This is a genomic window from Pseudomonas sp. Marseille-P9899 (genome assembly GCF_903166565.1).
In the GTDB taxonomy this organism is placed as follows: Bacteria; Pseudomonadota; Gammaproteobacteria; order Pseudomonadales; family Pseudomonadaceae; genus Aquipseudomonas; species Aquipseudomonas huaxiensis.
Genome location: NZ_CAESCG010000004.1, coordinates 138623 through 158047, shown reverse-complemented (window position 1 = coordinate 158047; position 19425 = coordinate 138623). Strand labels below are relative to the sequence as shown.

The 19425-nt window shown below is 64.0% G+C and carries 13 protein-coding genes (1 of these 13 running past the window's edge); 7 read left to right on the top strand and 6 right to left on the bottom strand.

Annotated features, from left to right (window positions below; translation table 11 throughout):
• The first annotated feature begins 89 nt into the window (after window positions 1-89).
• Window positions 90-989, top strand: coding sequence for a LysR family transcriptional regulator (locus HWV67_RS20420; RefSeq protein WP_110970675.1), 900 nt, complete (start codon window positions 90-92; stop codon window positions 987-989).
• A gap of 98 nt (window positions 990-1087) precedes the next feature.
• Window positions 1088-2476: a 2-oxoadipate dioxygenase/decarboxylase HglS gene (gene hglS, locus HWV67_RS20415; RefSeq protein WP_175652566.1), complete on the top strand. Its 1389-nt coding sequence runs from the start codon at window positions 1088-1090 to the stop codon at window positions 2474-2476.
• A 105-nt stretch (window positions 2477-2581) separates the two neighbouring features.
• On the opposite strand, the gene HWV67_RS32380 is transcribed toward hglS, so the two are convergent.
• Together HWV67_RS32380 and HWV67_RS20405 are read right to left on the bottom strand one after the other, a co-directional pair.
• Window positions 2582-4561: a methyl-accepting chemotaxis protein gene (locus HWV67_RS32380; RefSeq protein ID WP_175652565.1), complete on the bottom strand. Its 1980-nt coding sequence runs from the start codon at window positions 4559-4561 to the stop codon at window positions 2582-2584.
• Between the two features lie 149 nt (window positions 4562-4710).
• Entirely contained in the window at window positions 4711-5655 is a 945-nt protein-coding gene (locus tag HWV67_RS20405) for a LysR substrate-binding domain-containing protein (RefSeq protein WP_110970672.1), read from the bottom strand.
• Here HWV67_RS20405 and HWV67_RS20400 point away from each other — a divergent pair.
• Both HWV67_RS20400 and HWV67_RS20395 read left to right on the top strand, forming a co-directional pair.
• Complete coding sequence (locus tag HWV67_RS20400) at window positions 5654-5809, top strand: hypothetical protein (RefSeq protein WP_159985348.1); 156 nt, start codon at window positions 5654-5656, stop codon at window positions 5807-5809. The genes HWV67_RS20405 and HWV67_RS20400 overlap by 2 nt on opposite strands.
• Entirely contained in the window at window positions 5787-7169 is a 1383-nt protein-coding gene (locus HWV67_RS20395) for a NorM family multidrug efflux MATE transporter (RefSeq protein ID WP_175652564.1), read from the top strand. Before HWV67_RS20400 ends, HWV67_RS20395 begins: the two co-directional genes overlap by 23 nt.
• Window positions 7170-7541: 372 nt before the next feature.
• Here the strand turns inward: HWV67_RS20395 and HWV67_RS20390 are convergent, their stop codons facing one another.
• Window positions 7542-9206 carry a putative bifunctional diguanylate cyclase/phosphodiesterase gene (locus HWV67_RS20390; RefSeq protein WP_175652563.1) on the bottom strand — a complete coding sequence of 555 codons (1665 nt, stop codon included), beginning with the start codon at window positions 9204-9206 and terminating at the stop codon, window positions 7542-7544.
• A gap of 266 nt (window positions 9207-9472) precedes the next feature.
• On the opposite strand from HWV67_RS20390, the gene rep reads away from it, so the two are divergent.
• Both rep and xpt read left to right on the top strand, forming a co-directional pair.
• Window positions 9473-11482: a DNA helicase Rep gene (gene rep / locus HWV67_RS20385; protein ID WP_175652562.1), complete on the top strand. Its 2010-nt coding sequence runs from the start codon at window positions 9473-9475 to the stop codon at window positions 11480-11482.
• Window positions 11483-11548: 66 nt separating this feature from the next.
• A complete protein-coding gene (xpt, locus tag HWV67_RS20380; protein WP_095159861.1) occupies window positions 11549-12118 on the top strand; it encodes a xanthine phosphoribosyltransferase in 570 nt (189 codons plus the stop codon).
• An 86-nt stretch (window positions 12119-12204) separates the two neighbouring features.
• Here the strand turns inward: xpt and HWV67_RS20375 are convergent, their stop codons facing one another.
• Genes HWV67_RS20375 through HWV67_RS20365 form a run of 3 tightly spaced genes read right to left on the bottom strand, consistent with a single transcriptional unit; the run spans window position 12205 to window position 17108 of the window.
• Window positions 12205-13578, bottom strand: a complete 1374-nt coding sequence (locus HWV67_RS20375) for an HlyD family type I secretion periplasmic adaptor subunit (RefSeq protein WP_175652561.1) — start codon at window positions 13576-13578, stop codon at window positions 12205-12207.
• Complete coding sequence (locus HWV67_RS20370) at window positions 13568-15721, bottom strand: type I secretion system permease/ATPase (RefSeq protein WP_110970667.1); 2154 nt, start codon at window positions 15719-15721, stop codon at window positions 13568-13570. The genes HWV67_RS20375 and HWV67_RS20370 overlap by 11 nt, the downstream gene beginning before the upstream one ends.
• Before the next feature lie 34 nt (window positions 15722-15755).
• Window positions 15756-17108, bottom strand: a complete 1353-nt coding sequence (locus HWV67_RS20365; protein ID WP_175652560.1) for a TolC family outer membrane protein — start codon at window positions 17106-17108, stop codon at window positions 15756-15758.
• Window positions 17109-17454: 346 nt separating this feature from the next.
• Between HWV67_RS20365 and HWV67_RS20360 the strand changes: the two genes are divergently transcribed.
• Window positions 17455-19425 carry the 5' end (the start) of a retention module-containing protein gene (locus HWV67_RS20360; RefSeq protein WP_175652559.1) on the top strand. 25311 nt of this gene lie beyond the right edge of the window, so only the first 1971 of its 27282 coding nucleotides appear in the window; its start codon is at window positions 17455-17457; its stop codon lies off the right edge, out of view.

Below are 19425 nucleotides of genomic sequence, written 5' to 3'. Positions count from 1 at the left end.
TATTAATCCGATCACTCTGGCGCAACAAACGACCTTTATTCCGCACATCATTCCGCCAGGTAATGATCTTTCGGCCAGGAGTCGCCGCTATGTCCAAACGTCTGGTGCCCTCGATGGCGGCCTTGCAATGCTTCGAAGCCGCTGCCCGGCACCTGAGCTTCACCCGCGCCGCCGAAGAGTTGCACCTGACCCAGAGCGCGGTGAGCAAGCAGGTGGCGCAACTGGAAGAAATGCTCCGCCATCACCTGTTTCTGCGTATCCGCCGGCGCCTGCAACTGACGCCGGCCGGCGCGCTGTACCTGGCGGAGGTGAACAAGATCCTCACCCAGGTGGACATGTCCAGCCGCTACATCCTGTCTTACGGCGAGCAGACCGAAGTGCTCAAGGTCGCCACCCAGCCCAGCTTCGGCGTGCGCTGGCTGATCCCGCACCTGAAGGGCTTCGGCAAGCGCCACCCGAACATCCACCTGGATATTCGCAATGAAATGGAGCCCTTCGCCCTGCTCCAGGCCAAGGCCGATGTGGTGTTCTTCTATGGCCAGGGCACGTGGCCGGGGGCGACCTGCATCGAGCTATTCGGCGAGGATGTGCTGCCGGTCTGCGCGCCGGAGCTGTTGCAGGGCCGCACCCTGAATGACGCCAGCGAGCTGGGCGATCTGGTGCTGCTGCAAAGCACCACCCGCCCGGAAGCCTGGCACGAGTGGTTTCTTGAACAGGGCCTGCACTCGGCCAACAGCTACCACGGCCCGCGCTTCGACACTTTTCATATGTGCCTGAGCGCCGCCCAGGCCGGCTGCGGCGTGGCGCTGGTGCCGAGTTACCTGGCGCAGACCGAGCTGGCCGAGGGCAAACTGGTGGTGGCGTGGCCGCACCGCATGCGCAGCAACGGCGCGCACTTCCTGGCGTTTTCCGAGCATGCCGCCGAGGTGCCGAAGGTGCGCTGCCTGGTGGACTGGATCAATCAGCAGGTGGCGGACGAGAGATCCTGAATTGACGGAATGACTGCTCGACTTTTTTTCGCTTGAAGTCCACCAGCATTCCTCGCTTTCATGTATCAGCGCCCCGATCACTCACCAGGAAGCTTGCGATGCCCGCTCAAGATTTCGTCAGCCCGGACCTCATCCGCGCACGGTTCTCCGCCGCCATGTCGCTCATGTACAAGCAGGAAGTCCCGCTCTACGGCACGCTGCTGAAGCTGGTGAGCGAGGTCAATCGACAGGTGATGGCCAGCCGGCCGGAAGTCGCCGAGGCCCTGCGCTGGACCGGCGAAATCGAGCGCCTCGACCAGGAACGTCACGGTGCCATCCGCGTCGGCACCGCAGAAGAACTGGCCACCATTGGCCGCCTGTTCGCGGTGATGGGCATGCAGCCGGTGGGTTACTACGACCTCAGCTCGGCGGGCGTGCCGGTGCATTCCACGGCGTTTCGCCCGGTGCATGAGCAGTCGCTGCATGTCAGCCCGTTCCGGGTCTTCACCTCGCTGCTGCGTCTGGAACTGATCGACAATCCCGCCCTGCGCGAGCTGGCCCGCTCAATCCTCGCACAGCGGCAGATCTTCACTCCCCGCGCGCTGCAACTGATCGAGCAAAGCGAACGTGATGGCGGCCTGAATGACGAGGATGCCACCGCGTTCGTCAACGAAGCCCTGCACACCTTCCGCTGGCACCACGAAGCCACGGTGACCGCCGAGCAGTACAAGCAACTGCACGACCAGCACCGTTTGATCGCCGATGTGGTGGCGTTCAAAGGCCCGCACATCAATCACCTGACCCCGCGCACCCTGGATATCGATGCGATCCAGTTGGGCATGCCGACGGCGGGTATTCCGCCCAAGGCGGTGGTCGAAGGCCCGCCCACCCGGCGTCACCCGATCCTGCTGCGGCAGACCAGCTTCAAGGCATTGCAGGAGACCATCGCCTTCAGTGACGCCGAGGGCAGCCACACTGCGCGCTTTGGGGAAATCGAACAGCGCGGCGCGGCGCTGACGCCGAAAGGCCGCCAGCTCTACGACCAACTGCTCGACGCCACCCGCGACGCCCTGGGCGGCGCGCCGGCCGAGAGTAACGCCAACCGCTACATGAGCCTGCTGGCCGAGCAGTTCCGCGCCTTCCCCGACGACCTGCGGCAGATGCGCGAGCAGGGCCTGGCGTACTTCCGTTATTTCCCGACGGAAAAGGGACTGGCCGCGCGGGATTCAGCGCAGCGGCCGACCGGCCTGGAGGCGCTGATCGAGGCTGGGCATATCCACTATGAAGCGCTGGTGTACGAGGATTTCCTGCCGGTCAGTGCGGCGGGGATCTTCCAGTCCAACCTTGGGGATGACGGCCAGGCCGAATACGGCAGCAATGCCAACCGCGAAGCGTTCGAGGAAGCGCTGGGGCAGCGGGTGCAGGATGAGTTGGCGTTGTATGCGGAGAGTGAGCGGCGGTCGCTTGCTGCTTGTGCTGAGGCGTTGAAGTTGCCTGTTTCTATCTGAAAAACGGGGGCCGCTTTGCGGCCCTTCGCGAGCAAGCTCGCTCCTACAGGGTTCTGAGCCGGTGTGACCTGTAGGAGCGAGCTTGCTCGCGATCAGGCCCCTCGGTCAACGACCGACCCGAAACCGCCCCACTTCCTCCCGCAACTGCCCCGCCAGCCCCTCCAGCTCGCGCGCCGTCGCCGCAAGGTTGCTCGCCACTTCCCGCTGCTCACTGTTGGCCAACGCAATGCTCTGCAGGTTGCTGCTGAGCAACGTGGCCGTGGCGCTCTGTTCCTGGGTCGCGGTGGTGATGGCGGCGAATTGCTCGCCAGCACTGCGGCTCTGCTCGTCGATCCGCATCAGCGCCTCGGCCACCCGGACATTACGCTCCAGACCTTCCTGCATCAGGCGGTTGCCCTGTTCCATGGTGCTGATGGCGTTGCCAGTCTGCTGTTGCACGCTGTCGATCATCACCGAGATTTCATCGGTGGCCTTGCGGGTGCGCGCTGCCAGGCTACGCACTTCGTCGGCAACCACGGCAAAGCCACGGCCCTGCTCGCCAGCCCGCGCCGCTTCGATGGCGGCATTGAGCGCCAGCAGGTTGGTCTGTTCGGCAATCGAGGTGATCACCCCGACAATGCCACCGATTTCCTGGGAACGGGCACCAAGCACGTCGATCACCTTGGCGGTGTCGCCGAGCGCGCCGGCAATTTGTTGCAAGGACGACGAAGCCTCCTCCATCGATGAACGACCGATACGGGTTTGCTGGGCGTTGTCCTGAGCCATGCGCTCAGTGCTGCCCATGCTGTCGGCGATGTTCATCGAAGTGGCACTGAACTCTTCCACCGCGCCGGCCATGCTGTTGATCTCGCCGGATTGCTGCTCCATGCCATCGCAGGCGCCGGACGACAAATCGGCCAGGGCGTGGGCGCGGTTGCCGACCTGCTGCGCGGCCTCGCGAATCCGCAGGACCATGCTCGCCAGCGCTTCGCCCATCTGGTTGAAGCTCTGCGCGAGCTGGCCGATTTCATCCTCGCTAGTCACCTTCAAACGCACATTCAGATCGCCAGCGCCGAGGGCTTCGGCCTGATGCACCAGATCGCTCAGCGGGCGCAACTTGCGCCGCAGCAACCAGAGCGTGGCGCCCACCGCCAGCAGCATCGACAGCAGGCTGCCGATGGCCAGGCGCATGCCGACGCTCCAGGTCACCGCGCGGATTTCCGCCTCAGGCATGCTCGCCAGCACGGTCCACGGGCCATCGGCAAACGGCGCGGCAACGCTGTACAACTCATCGCTGCCGTCATTCCAGAAACGCCCCTCGCCGGGGTGCGCGAGAACATCATCCAGCGCCTTGGGCTCGGCGGAGGTGGAGCCGGCCGGCGTCACCAGCCAGCGTTTTTGTTCGTCGAGCAGCGCCAGCGAACCGGTCTGGCCGATGCGGAAGCGCTTGAGGTTGGCGAACTGGGCGTTCTGCGCGCCGGTGTAGTCGAAGCCGACAAACAGCACCGCGATCACCCGCCCGCCACTGTCGCGCACCGGGGTGTATTGGGTCATGTACGCGCGCTCGAACAGCAGCGCGCGGCCGACGTAGGCTTGCCCGGCCATAAGGCGGGCGTAGGCCGGGTGCTGGCGGTCCAGCAGGGTACCGATGGCGCGGCTGCCGTCCTGCTTGGTCAGCGAGGTGCTGATGCGCACGAAGTCGTCGCCGCTGCGCACGAACACGGTGGCGGCGCCGGCGGTCAGGTTGCGGAATTCGTCCACTTCGCTGAAGTCGTTGTTCAGCGCCTGACCATCGAGAAACAGGCCCGGCGTCGCTACACCGGCCACCGGAATCGAAGTGCCGGCCTGCACGCTGAGGCCGCTTTTGAAGCGCTGTTCGAACAGGCCGGCGAGGCGCTGGGTGCTTTCGCGCAGGGTGCTGTGGAAGGTGTTGAGCTGGTCGGCCAGCAGCCGCGCTTCACTGGCCAGGTGTTCCTGGCGGGTGATCAGGTTGGCGTGGTCGAGGGAGCGCAGGGCGAACAGGGTGCTGCCGGTAATCACCACGGCCAGCACGGCGGCGAGGGCGATACCGAGCTGCGAGGCAATCCGGGCGCGAGGTCGAGACATGAAAACTCCTGGCAATCCGGCAGGGATCATCGTGATCGCTGCACCGTCGGCATAAAAAGAGCGGGCCTTTCTCCTGAGGCCCTCGCCCTTTAGATTCGGCTTTGCGGTGGATTACTTGAGTGGCCCACCCGGATATTCAGCGCAAACGATCATTCGCTGCCGTTAAGCTCATTTGCCTGCAGCATTTCCACTTCTGGCAACTGCATCGCCCGCGCCTCGCTCTGCAGAAAATCACTCAGCCGGCGCAGGCGCTCGCCGCCGGGGCGGGTGCGCGGCCAGACCAGAAAGTAATCCAGACCGCTGGCCACCGCCGACGGCCACGGCAGGCTGAGCCGGCCCTGGGCGACGTCTTCGGCGACCATCAGCAGATCGCCCATGGACACGCCGTAGCCCCGCGCCGCCGCGATCATGCCCAGTTCCAAGGTGTCGAACACCTGGCCGCCCTTGAGCGAAATCTGTTCGGTCAGGCCCATGCGCGCCAGCCAGGTGCGCCAGTCGCGTTTGTCCGGGGTTGGGTGCAGCAGCTCGCAGGCGGCCAGGCGCTCTGCGGTCCACGGGCCTTCCTTGAGCAATTCGGGCGCGCCCACCGGCACCAGCAGCTCGGAGAACAGCCGGCTGACTTCCCAGTCCGGCGGGAAGTGCCCGTCGCCCAGCAGCACCGCGCAGTCGAATGGCTCCTGGTTGAAGTCGACATGATCGACATCCATCCAGGCGCTGGTCAGTTGCACCTCGTTGCCGGGCTGCAGATGGCGGAAGCGGCTCAGCCGCGCCAGCAGCCAGCGCATGGTCAGGGTCGAGGGCGCCTTCATGCGCAATACGCCGTCTTCGCTGCGCAGGGTGCTGCAGGCCCGCTCCAGCGCGGCGAAGCCTTCGCGCACGCCGGGCAAGAGCAACCGCGCGGCCTCGCTGAGTTGCAGGCTGCGGCCATTGCGCACGAACAGGCGACAGGCGAAGTGTTCTTCAAGCGTGCGGATATGCCGGCTCACCGCGCTCTGGGTGACGTTCAACTCATCCGCCGCGCGGGTGAACGAGCTGTGCCGCGCCGCCGCCTCGAAGGCGCGCAGCGCGTACAGCGGGGGAAGACGTTGGGACATGGGCGAACCTCCTGGCGCGCATCTTCGCATGAGTTTTAATCATGCCAGTGATCGTTTTTATCCTTTTGTGCGCCGCGCTGCAAAGGCTGAAAATTGCTGGCTTCTCTCTTCTTCAGGCAAGGACACCGATCATGCAGGCCGCGTCGACTCATGAACTCAAGGCACTGCTGCGGCTCGCGGGGCCGCTGATTGCCTCGCAGTTGGCGCACATGCTGATGCTGCTCACCGACACCTTCATGATGGCCAGGATCAGCCCCGAGGCGCTGGCCGGCGGCGGGTTGGGCGCGGCGAGTTATTCGTTCGTGTCGATCTTCTGCCTGGGCGTGATTGCTGCGGTGGGCACGCTGGTCGCCATCCGCCATGGCGCCGGCGACACCGACGGCGCCACCCGCCTGACCCAGGCCGGTCTGTGGCTGGGCTGGGTGATGGCGGTGGTGGCGGCGCTGGTGCTGTGGAACCTGTCGCCGGTGCTCCTGCTGCTGGGGCAGACGCCCGGCAACGTCGAAAACGCCAGCCAGTTCCTGTTGTTGCTGCCGTTCGCCTTGCCCGGCTACCTGACGTTCATGGCGCTGCGCGGTTTCACCAGCGCGCTGGGACGGTCATCGCCGGTGATGGTCATCAGCGTGGTGGGGACAGTGCTCAACTTCCTGCTCAACTATGCGTTGATCGAAGGCATGTTCGGCTTGCCCAAGCTCGGCCTGATGGGGATTGGCCTGGTCACCGCGATCGTCGCCAACTGCATGGCGGTGGCGCTGGCGCTGTATATCCGCAAGCACCCGGCCTACGCGCCCTACCCGATCCGCAAACAGCTTTCGCGGCCGTCGCTGCCGGCCCTGCGTGAGCTGTGGCGGCTGGGCCTGCCAATTGGCGGCACCTACACCGTGGAAGTCGGGCTGTTTGCCTTCGCGGCGCTGTGCATGGGCACCATGGGCAGTACTGAACTGGCGGCGCACCAGATTGCGCTGCAGATCGTCTCGACCGCGTTCATGGTGCCGGCGGGGTTGTCCTATGCGGTGACCATGCGCGTCGGCCTGCACTACGGCGCTGATCGCCTGCTGGCGGCGCGGCATGCCGGGCGGATCGGCATCGGTTTTGGTGCGGCGCTGATGCTGGGCTTCTCGGTGTTGTTCTGGCTGGTGCCGGAGCCGCTGGTGAACCTGTTCCTCGACCGCGACAACCCGGCCTTCACCGGTGTGATTCAGCTTGCGGTGAGCCTGTTGATGGTGGCGGCGTGGTTCGAACTGTTCGACGGCATCCAGACCATCGCCATGGGCTCGATCCGCGGCCTCAAGGACGCCAAGACCACCTTCCTGGTGGGCCTGGGCTGCTACTGGCTGATTGGTGCGCCAGCGGCGTGGATCATGGCCTTCCCGCTGGGCATGGGCGCGGTGGGCGTCTGGTGGGGACTGGCGCTGGGGCTGGCGTGCGCGGCGATTAGCCTGACGTGGGCGTTTGAGTGGCGGATGAAGCGGATGATGGGCGGCGCGGGTGTGGGAGTGCCTGTTCGACCTTGATATCGCGGCATGGGTATCTACATCCTCGCAGGTTCACCAGGTGCTAGCCGATAGTTCTTCGGCGCTCTCAAGATCGAGCGCCGCCCGCGCGGCGCATCGCGAGCAAGCTCGCTCCTACATGGGTTGCAACGTGCCATGGCCTGTAAGAGTTGGGTTGCCAGCCCTTGGCGTTTGGCGATGGATCGCGAGGAGGCTGTTGAGGTCGACTCGATACCGCGTCGTACAAACAAGGCGGTCAACCATGGCCTGACAGGCATAGGTACGGTGCAACAAATGTAGGAGCGAGCTTGCTCGCGATGCGCCGCGCGGGCGGCGCTCGATCTTGAGAGCGCTGAAAAGCTGTCGGCTAGCGCCTTTTGGCCTCCGCGTTGATTACAACGCCACCGGCCGCTGCGCCGCGTTCGCCAGCAAAAACTCCACCAGCGGCTCGATCGCCAGCGGCTTGCTGATCAGGTAACCCTGCACCTGGTCGCAGCCGAAACTGCGCAGCAGCTCCAGTTGCTCGGTGGTTTCCACACCTTCGGCCACCACTTCAAGGTGAAGGTTGTGCGCCAGGTTGATCATGGCGTGGACCAGCTTGCGGTTTTCTTCACGTTGTTCCATGCCGGCGACAAAGCTGCGATCGACCTTGAGCAGGGCGATCGGCAGGCTGTTGAGGTGCACGAACGACGAGAAGCCGGTGCCGAAGTCGTCCAGCGAGAAACGCACGCCCAGCCGCCCGAGGGCGTCCATGGTCTGTTTGACCAGGTCGTTGCGGCGCATGACCGCGGTTTCGGTCAGTTCGAATTCCAGCCAGCGCGCATCGACGCCGTGCTGCACGATCAGTCGGCTCAGGGTCGCCAGCAACTGGCTGTCCTGGAACTGGCGGAACGACAGGTTCACCGCCATGTGCAGCGGCGCCAGCCCGCGCTCGCGCAAAACCTGGACATCGCGCAACGCACGGGAGATCACCCAGTAACCCAGCGGCACGATCAGCCCGCTCTGCTCGGCCAGCGGGACGAACTCGCTCGGCGGCAGCAGGCCGCGCTCGGCATGGCGCCAGCGAACCAGGGCTTCGAGGCCGACGATGCGGCCTTCGCTCAGGTCCAGACGCGGCTGGTAGTGCAGCTCCAGCTCGTCGCGACGCAGGGCGCGGCGCAGTTCGCTTTCCAGGTCAGCCATGCTGCGGGCGTTCTGGTTGATGCGTTCGTCGAAGATGTGGAAGGTGCAGCCGTGGGTACTCTTGGCCTGCTGCATGGCGATGTGCGCGTGCCACATCAGCGGGTCGGCACCGGCCAGCGCGCGGGCGTGGGCAACGCCCAGACTGCAGCCGACCAGCAGGCTTTCGCCGTCGATCCAATAGGGTTCGGCGAGGGCTTCGACGATGCGTTCGGCCATCCACTCGGCCCGTTGCGGCTCACGGCGGGTGTCGATCAGCAGGGCGAATTCATCACTGCCGAGACGGGCCAGACGGTCACCGGCTTCCAGTTGGCTCTTGAGCCGGCCCACCACCTGCAGGATCAGGCGGTCGCCGCCCTGGTGGCCGAGGGCGTCGTTGGCATGGCGGAAGTTGTCGAGGTCGAGGTGGCCAAGGGCAACGCCACGGCCTTCGTTCTCGGCCAGGCGTGCCGCCAGCAGGGTCTGGAAGCCCTGGCGGTTGGCGATGCCGGTCAGCGGGTCTTGTTCGGCGAGGCGTTGCAGGGTGTTTTCCAGCACACCGCGCTCGCGCACATGGCGCAGGCAGCGGCGCACGGTGTCGCTGCCCAGTTGTCCACGCACCAGCCAGTCGCTGACGCCGGGCGGCGCGCTGACCGGCTCGTCTTCCAGCAACAGCACCATCGGCAGGTCGCAGCGGCCCGGCGCCGGCTGGCGACCCGGCGTGGCCAGGACGACGGCGTTGCGGTCGCGGGCGAACAGGCTGTCCACCGATTCCCAGCTCGGGGCTGTCAGCAATACCGCGGCGCCCGCCAGCGGCAAAAGCGATTCACCGAGGGCCACGGCCCATTCGGGCTCTTCGGCCAGCAGGAGCAAACGCAACGGTTCGGCAGGCGTAGACAAGCTCTCTCCTTAGTTAGCACGCGGACGCAGTCATTGACGCTGAATGATAGGAAAACGACACCACGCACTAATGTAAATGATTTTCACTTGGAACACGGTATTGCCGTTTCCAGAAAACCGTTCAATCCGGGCACGCATCCTGATGGAAAGTAGCAAAGCCGGCAAATCTGGATATTGTGCTGCGTCACACTGTCAGACGGTCGCGCCATGGCGACGATCCCCTGTTAAACTGCGCGGCTATTTTTCAACCACCCCCGGTTTACGTCATGTCCCGACTCAATCCCCGGCAGCAAGAAGCCGTGAACTACGTCGGCGGCCCGCTTCTGGTACTTGCCGGCGCGGGCTCCGGCAAGACCAGCGTGATCACCCGCAAGATCGCCTACCTGATCCAGCAGTGCGGGATTCGTGCCCAGTACATCGTGGCCATGACCTTCACCAACAAGGCCGCGCGGGAGATGAAGGAGCGGGTCGGCACCCTGCTGCGCAAGGGCGAGGGCCGTGGCCTGACGGTGTCGACCTTCCACAACCTGGGGTTGAACATCATCCGCAAGGAACACCAGCGGCTGGGCTACAAGCCCGGTTTCTCGATCTTCGATGAAACCGACGTGAAAGCCCTGATGACCGACATCATGCAGAAGGAATACTCCGGGGAAGACGGCGTCGACGAGATCAAGAACATGATCGGCGCCTGGAAAAACGACCTGATCCTGCCGCCCGAAGCACTGGAAAAAGCCCGCAATCCCAAGGAGCAGACCGCCGCCATCGTCTACGCCCACTACCAGCGCACGCTGAAGGCGTTCAACGCGGTGGACTTCGACGACCTGATCCTGCTGCCGGTGAAGCTCTTCGAAGAGCACGCCGACATCCTCGAAAAGTGGCAGAACCGGGTGCGTTACCTCTTGGTGGACGAATACCAGGACACCAACGCCAGCCAGTACCTGCTGGTGAAAATGCTGATCGGCACGCGCAACCAGTTCACCGTGGTGGGCGACGACGACCAGTCGATCTACGCCTGGCGCGGCGCGCGGCCGGAAAACCTGATGCTGCTCAAGGACGACTACCCGTCGCTCAAAGTGGTCATGCTGGAGCAGAACTACCGCTCCACCAGCCGCATCCTGCGCTGCGCCAACGTGCTGATCGCCAACAACCCGCACGCGTTCGAGAAACAGCTGTGGAGCGAGATGGGCCACGGTGACGAGATCCGCGTGATCCGCTGCAAGAACGAGGAAGCCGAGGCCGAGCGGGTGGCCATGGAAATCCTCAGCCTGCACCTGCGCACCGACCGCCCGTACAGCGATTTCGCCATCCTCTACCGCGGCAACTACCAGGCCAAGCTGATCGAGCTGAAATTGCAGCACCACCAGGTGCCGTACCGCCTGTCGGGCGGCAACAGCTTCTTTGGCCGCCAGGAAGTGAAGGACCTGATGGCCTACTTCCGCCTGCTGGTGAACCCGGACGACGACAACGCCTACCTGCGGGTGATCAACGTGCCGCGCCGGGAAATCGGCTCGACCACCCTGGAAAAGCTCGGCAACTACGCCACTGAGCGCAAGATTTCGATGTACGCCGCCAGCGAAGAACTGGGCCTGCGCGAGCATCTCGATACCCGCTTCACCGACCGCCTGCACCGCTTCAAGACCTGGATGGACAAGGTCCGCGAGCAGGTGGCGCTGGAAGACCCGATCGCCGCGCTGCGCAGCATGGTGATGGACATCGATTACGAAAACTGGATTCGCACCAACAGTTCCAGCGACAAGGCCGCGGACTTCCGCATGGGCAACGTCTGGTTCCTGATCGACGCGCTGAAAAGCACGCTGGAGAAGGACGAAGAAGGCGACATGACCATCGAGGACGCCATCGGCAAGCTGGTGCTGCGCGACATGCTGGAGCGCCAGCAGGAAGAAGAGGACGGCGCCGAGGGCGTGCAGATGATGACGTTGCACGCGTCCAAGGGCCTGGAATTCCCCTACGTGTTCATCATGGGCATGGAGGAGGAGATTCTTCCGCACCGCTCCAGCATCGAAGCCGACACCATCGAGGAAGAACGCCGCCTGGCGTATGTCGGTATTACCCGGGCTCGCCAGACCCTGGCCTTCACCTTCGCCGCCAAGCGCAAGCAGTACGGCGAGATCATTGATTGTTCGCCGAGCCGCTTCCTGGATGAGCTGCCGGCCGACGATCTGGCCTGGGAAGGCCTGGACGACGCACCCACCGAGGTCAAGGCAGCGCGAGGCAATACGGCATTGGCCGATATCCGTGCCATGCTCAAACGGTAGATAATCACCCCTTTAATCGCCCTGGCTCATTGCCGGGGCCTTTTGCTTACATCCGAGGAAACACCAGTGGAAGCACTGCACCAGAAGATTCGCGAAGAAGGCATCGTGCTTTCCGACCAGGTACTGAAAGTCGATGCGTTTCTCAACCATCAGATCGACCCTGCGCTGATGCAACTGATCGGTGACGAGTTCGCCCGCCTGTTCGCCGACTCCGGCGTGACCAAGATCGTCACCATCGAAGCCTCGGGCATCGCCCCGGCGGTGATGACCGGCCTGAAGCTCGGCGTGCCGGTGCTGTTCGCGCGCAAGCATCAGTCCCTGACCCTGACTGAAAACCTGCTGACCGCCTCGGTGTATTCCTTCACCAAGCAGACCGAGAACACCGTGGCCATCTCGCCGCGTCACCTCAACAGCAGCGACCGCGTACTGGTCATCGACGATTTCCTGGCCAACGGCAAGGCGTCCCAGGCGCTGATCTCGATCATCAAGCAGGCGGGCGCGACCGTTGCCGGCCTGGGTATCGTCATCGAGAAGTCGTTCCAGGGCGGCCGTGCCGAGCTGGACAGCCAGGGTTACCGCGTTGAGTCGCTGGCCCGGGTCAAATCGCTGGAAGGCGGCCAGGTCACCTTCCTCTGACCGAGCCCCTCGGCCCGGATGTAAAAAGCCCGCCGCCACAGTGATGTGGCGGCGGGCTTTTTCATGGCTGGGGCGTTAAACCTTGATCACCGCTCCCGAAGAGCCTCCGCCCGCGCCCGGATAATCGGCTTGAGCAGGTAGCTCAGCACACTCTTCTTGCCCGTGATGATATCCACCGAAGCCACCATGCCTGGGATGATCAGCAGCGGCTTCTCATCCGTGCCCAGGTGGCTGCGATCGGTACGCAGCTTGATCAGGTAGAAGGTGTTGCCCTCTTCATCGGTGATGGTGTCGGCGCCGATCTGCTCCAGCTTGGCCTTCAGGCCGCCATAGATCGTGAAGTCATACGCCGTGAACTTGACCATGGCTTCCTGGCCCGGGTGCAGGAAGGCGATGTCCTGCGGACGGATCCGCGCTTCCACCAGCAAGGTGTCGTCCAGCGGCACGATTTCCACCAGGTCGCTGCCCGGCTGGATCACGCCACCGATGGTGTTGACCAGCACCTGCTTGACGATGCCCCGCACCGGCGAGGTGACCAGCGTACGGCTGACCCGGTCTTCCAGCGCCTTGCCAGTGGCCTGGGTCTTGTTCAGGTCGGTGCGCGCCTCGTTGAGCTGGGTCAGCGCGTCACTGCGGAACTTGCCGCGGGTTTCGTCGATCTTGCGCTCGACTTCCTTGATCGCCGACTCGGCCCGCGGGATCGCCAGGGACGTTGCATCAAGCTGGCCACGGTTTTCCACCTCGGCGCGCTTGAGCCGCAGCACTTCCACCGGGGACACCGCGCCCTGCGCCACCAGCGGCTCGGACATGCCGATCTCCTGGCGCAGCAGTTGCAGGCTGTTGCGGTACTGCGACTGCTTGGAGGAAAACTCGCGAAGCTCTTGCTGACGCTGCACCAGTTGCTCCTGCAGACCGCCGACTTCGTCCTGCAATTGCTGACGTCGGCTCTGATACAGGGACTCTTCGCTGGACGCCTGGCTCGGCGCGGCCTTGCGCAGCTCGGCATCGATGTTCAACGGCCGGTCCTCGGCCTCGGCGCTCAGGCGCTCGACCCGCAGCGACAGACCCACGCGGTCGGCCTCGGTCTCGCCAACGTTGGAGACGAAGCGGGTGTCGTCCAGGCGCAGCAACGGCGCACCGGCCTCGACCACCTGGCCTTCGTGAATGTAAATCTGCGCGACGATGCCGCCTTCCAGGTTCTGGATCTTTTGCAGTTTCGAGGACGGGATGGCCTTGCCGTCGCCGCGGGTCACTTCGTCCAGCACGGCGAAGTTGGCCCACAGCACGAGGAACAGGAAGAAGCAGATGATGCCCCAGATGGTCAGCCGGACGATGCGCGGCGCATCCTCCACCAATGCCTTGTTGACCTCTGGCAGCGGCTCGCCGCCGAACGATTGCGACCCCTTGAAATAGCCGCGCAAGACATCCTTGAAGCGCCCAACTCCTGACTTAAGCAACACTGATCTGCCCCTTCTTGAGCGCATCCATGACGGCCGCTTTCGGGCCATCGGCAACGATCTGGCCGCGGTCGATGACGATCAACCGGTCTACCAGTGACAGCAACGAGGCGCGGTGTGTCACCAGCACCACCGTCTTGTGTTCGATAACGGCTTGCAGGCGCTGTTTGAGGCGCTCTTCACCGGTGTTGTCCATAGCCGCGGTGGGCTCGTCGAGCAGCAGGACCTGCGGGTTGAGCAGCAGCGCCCGGGCCAGGGCAACGTTCTGCCGCTGACCACCGGAGAGATTCTGGCCGCGCTCGCCGACCTGCAGTTCATAGCCTTGCGGGTGAAGCCGGGCGAACTCGTGCACGCCGGCCAGTTCGGCGGCCTGCAGGACCATCTCGTCTTCGACGTAACGGGCGCCGCTGACCAGGTTGTCACGCAGGGTGCCGGCCAGCAGTTGAATGTCCTGCGGTACATAGCCGAGGTTGTGGCGCAGTTCGCTGACGTCGATCTGGCGAATGTCCACGCCGTCTACCAGCAGCGAGCCGGCGTCGGCCTCGTACAGGCCCACCACCAGCTTGGCCAGCGAGCTTTTGCCCGAGCCACTGCGGCCGATGATGCCGACCTTCTCGCCGGGACGGATGGCCATGCTGATGTTCTTCAGCGCGGGGTTCTGCTGGTTCGGGTAGGTGAAGTCGACACCGCGGAATTCCAGGGCGCCTTGCAGGACCTGACGGCTCAGCGGGCGCTCTTCGAAATTGCGCTCCTGCGGCAGCTCCATCATCTGGTCGGTGGACACCATGGTCACCTTGGCCTGCTGGTAGCGGGTCAGCAGACCGGCCAGTTGGCCCAGCGGACCAAGAGCGCGGCCGCTGAGCATGTAGCAGGCGATCAGGCCGCCCATGCTGAGGTTGCCGGCCATGATCTGGTAGACACCGAAGCAGATCAGCGCGACACCGGCCAGTTGCTGGATCAGCAAGGTGATGTTCATGGCCAGGCCCGACAGCACTTTCACCCGCAGTTCGAGGCGGCTGAGCGTACCGATGGTCTGCTCCCACATGTACTGGCGTTCGCTTTCGGCGTTGTTGACCTTGACCGCGTCCAGCCCGGCGAGGGTTTCGATCAGGCTCGACTGGCGCTCGGAGGCCAGGGCCATGGTTCGCTCCAACGTCGCCGTCAGCGGCCGCTGCAGGGCATAGCCGATGCCGAGGGCCAACGGGAAGGCAACGATCGGCACCCACACCAGATGGCCGCCGATGATGCCGATCACCATCAGGATCAGCAGGGTGAACGGCAGGTCGATCAGGCTGGCGAGGGTCAATGACGCGAGGAAGTCGCGCAGGCCCTGAAACTCATGGATGTTCTGCGCAAAGCTGCCGACCCGCGCCGGGCGGTATTTCATCGACATGCCGACGATGCGTTCGAACAGCGTGGCGGAAATGATCAGGTCGGTCTTTTTCCCGGCGAGATCGAGGCAAAGGCTGCGCAAGCCCTTGAGGATGAGGTCGAAGACGTAGGCGCCGGCGATGCCGATCGTCAGCACCCACAGGGTCGAGGTGGCCTGGTTGGGGACCACGCGATCGTAGACGTTCATCACGAACAGCGGCGCGGCCATGGCGATGATGTTGATGATCAGGCTGGCGGCGATGGCGTCGGCGTAGAGCCAGCGCGAGCGCTTGAGGGTGTCGCGGAACCAGGAACGGGCCCGGGGGATCAGGTTGCCGTGGTTCACATCGAACTTGTGCTGCGGCTGAGCGAAGAACACCCGGCCTGCGTAGTCCGCTTCCAGTGCCTCGCGGCTGACATGCACCTCGCCGCCGTCGCTCTCGCTGAGCAGCAAGCGCGCGGTGTTTTCATTCTCCCAGCCGAGCAGGACGGTGCTGCGCCCATCTTTGAGCAGCAGCATGGTCGGCATGGCGATGCTCGGGATGTGCTCCAGCTTGCGCTGCAACAGGCGCCCTTGCAGCCCGGCCCGGGCCGCCGCTCGCGAGAGCAGCTCGGGACTCAGGCGCTGCGCTGGCAGCGGCAGGCCCGTGGTGAGCATGGCGCGGCTGGCGGGTTTCTGGTGCAACACGCAGAGCGACAGCAGGCTGTCCAGCAGCGGATCGTCGTGCAGGCTTCGCGGGTCATGGGTGAGGTTTCTGCTGACAGATGAATCCACGCGGACTTCCTTGCTGGCTAGGGGGGGCCGTTAATCAGTTGAGCCCGGGCAAGTTTACTCTGGGCTTGATGTCGTTCTGTACGACGGTTGCCATCGGTGCCACGACGCCCTGGCTCCGGAGTAACTGACCAATGGTCGCTTTGATCCGGTACTGAGTAAACAGTTGAACGGTTTTGACTTCCGCCAGACGGCGCTGGGCACTGAACAATTCGTTCTCGCTGTCGAGCAGGTCGAGCAGTGTGCGCTCACCGAGGCCAAACTGGCTCTGGTAGGCGGTCCGCACGTTGCTGCTGTGCTGAACATATTGCTGAGCGATCGGCACCTGCGCATCGGCGTTCTGCTTAGCATTCCACGCCAAGCCTAACTCCTCATTGAGCTGACGCAAGGCATTGTTGCGAATATCCAGCGCCTGGCTCGCCATGTAGGACTTGGATTCCAGGTCCGCCTTGTCGCTACCGCCGTCGTACAGGTTGAAGCTCATCCGCACCATGGCCTGCCACTCGTTGTTGTGCCCGCTCACGCCGTCGACGTTGTTGTTCGCGCTGCGGCCCAGTTCGGCGTCGAAGCGCGGGTAGAACCGTGATTTGGCAGTTTCGTATTGCTTGTCGGCGGCGGCGATGTCCGATTCCGCCGAGCGCAGGGCCGGGTTGCTTTCGACCATTTGATGGCGGGCTTCATCGAGGGTCGCGGGCAGCAGGTCGATGAACGGCGGGGGCGGGCTCAGTTCATCGGGCAGTTGACCAACGACACTCAGGTAATTGGTTTGTGCGTCGGCCAGGTTGGTTTGTTCCGTCAGCAGGTTATTTTTTGCCGAGGCCAGGCGCGCTTCGGCCTGGTCCATGTCGGCCTGGCGTCCTACACCGCGAGAGGTGCGCAGGCGGATCTGGTCGTAAATGCGTTCGTGGCTGCGCAGGTTGTCCTCGGACAGACGCACCATGTCGCGGCGCATCAGCACATCGAGGTAGACCCGGGACACGGCCAGGCCGGTGCGCTCGGAGGAATCCAGCAGCGCATAGGCGCGGGAGTTGGCGGTGGCCTGCTGGCGACCCACTTCATTGGAGGTGGCGAAGCCGTCGAACCCCATCTGCCGCAGACGGACGCTGGACTCGCCGCGATTCAGGGTTTCCCAGTGGTCGCTCCCGCCAGCGGCACGGGTGGTGGTGCTGTCGGTGCTTTCGCGGCCGTAGCCGGCCAGCACATCGACCTTGGGCAGGTAGCCGCCCTGGGCGACGCGAACCTGTTTGTCGGCCGCGAGTCTACCGTTCACTCCAGCCTGGATTTCCGGGTGCGTTTCGAGGGCTTGTTGCATGGCTTGGGGCAGGGTCTGTGCGGAACAAAAATTGGCGCCAAAAAACAGTGCTGCGGCAGTCAGGACGGGCAAACGCATTTCGTATTTTCCCCAGGGACCTTTTTGTCCCAAATCAGCGCAAAACATGGCATCTCGCCAGAAAATGGCTATAAAAAGAAACCGCGTGTCGGAAATTTCCTAATGAGAACCACATCACAGATCAACAGGGCTTCACCGGTTGAAATATCAATGTGACATTAGTAGGCCGATTGTTTAGGATGGCGACCACCGGGTCAATAGTTTGACTCAAAAGAATTAAAAAGAACTCGGCGCCATAAGTTTGACAGTAAGTCAGAACGTCTTGCGAAACATTCCAAGCAGATAGCGGCAACAACAGCCCAATGCGTATGGAAGCCACATTAGAACGGTTAGTTCGGAGAGTGTCATGAGCAGTGTTGTCGCCATCGTCCAACGTGTTATTGGCCAGGTAATGGCTGTATCCCCTGAAGGTGTTCAACGTGTACTGGTAGAAGGCGACCGCCTGTTTGCCGGCGACCAGGTTTTGACGGGCCTCTCCGGCGCTATCACCCTGGAGTTGACCGACGGGCGCACCATCGACCTGGGTCGTGATACGCAGTGGAGCGCAGACTCTCCGGACAGCACCACCAACATCGAGGAGATCGCCGCTCAGGCCGCGCCTTCGGTCGAGGAGCTGCAGCAGGCCATCGCCGCCGGTGCTGACCCGACGCAAGACCTTGAAGCGACTGCGGCCGGTCCGCAGTCCCAAGGCGGTGGTGCTGCGGGTGGTGGTCACAGTGTGGTGATGCTGGATGCGACTGCCGGTTCGGTGGCGCCGGTTATTGGTTATGAAACCGAAGGCCTGAACTTTGCCGCCACGCTGAATGAAGACTTCACGGGCGCGCCTGATACCACCACCCAGGCCCTCGACGCCACCGCCACCACCCAGGAAAGCAGCCTGACGCTGAGCGCCACGCCAAGCGTGTCCGAGGCCGGCGGCGCGATCGTCTACACCGCGACCCTGACCCAGGCGCCGACCTCCGATCTGCGCGTGACCCTGTCCAACGGCCAGGTCATCGTCATTTCCGCTGGCCAGCTGACCGGCAATGTCACCGTGGTGATTCCGTCCAGCGACAACGTCTACCTGGATGACCGCCAGATCTCCACCACCATCACCGGCACCACCGGTGGCGACGGTCTGACCCTCACCCCGAACACCACCCCGGCGGTCACCCAGATCGTCGACACTCTCGACACCACCACGCTCAATCTGACCGCGGGCGGCAGCGTCACCGAAGGCGGCGTGATCACCTACACCGCCAGCCTGACCAACCCGGCGCAAACGCCGGTGACCGTGACCCTGTCCAACGGCGCAGTGATCACCATCGCGGCCGGCGAAGTGACCGGCACCGTACAAGTGCCGACCCCAGCCAATGACGTGTACGCCAACGGCAGCACCGTCAGCGTGACCATCACCGGCGCGTCGGGGGGCAACTTCGAGAACCTGGAGCCGAGCACGACGCCTGCCGTCACCACCATCACCGACTCCATCGACACCACTACCGTCAATCTGGGCGCCAGCGCCAGCGTTGCCGAAAACGGCGTGATCACCTACACCGCCAGCGTCACCGCGCCGGTGACCGGCTCGCCTGTGGTCATCACCCTGTCCAACGGCCAGACCATCACCATTCCGGTCGGCAGCAGCAGCGGCAGCGTGGAGTTCACCGCGCCGAACGACGTCTACAACGGCGCCACGCCGATCAGCACTACCATCACCGGCGTGACCGGCGGTAACTACGAAAGCCTGGTGCCGAGCACCACCCCGGCCGTCACCACCGTCACCGACAGCGTGGACACCACCACCGTCACCCTCGGCGCCAACCCGAGCGTTGCCGAAAATGGCGTGATCACCTACACCGCCAGCGTCACCTCTCCAGTGACCGGCGCTCCGGTGATCGTCACCCTGTCCACCGGCCAGACCATCACCATCCCGGTCGGCAGCACCAGCGGCAGCGTGCAATTCACCGCACCGAACGACGTCTATAACGGCGCCGCGCCGATCAGCACCACCATCACCGGCGTGACCGGTGGCAACTTCGAAAGCCTGGTGCCGAACCCGGCGCCAGCGGTCACCACCGTTACCGACTCGACCGACACCACCACCGTCAGTCTGGGCGCGAGCCCGAGCGTGGCGGAAAACGGCGTGGTCACCTACACCGCCAGCGTCACCTCGCCGGTGACCGGCGCACCCGTGGTCGTGACCCTGTCCAACGGCCAGACCATCACCATTCCGGTTGGCAGCAGCAGCGGCAGCGTTGAATTCACCGCACCGAACGACGTCTACAACGGCGCTACGCCGATCAGCACCACCATCACCGGCGTAACTGGCGGCAACTTC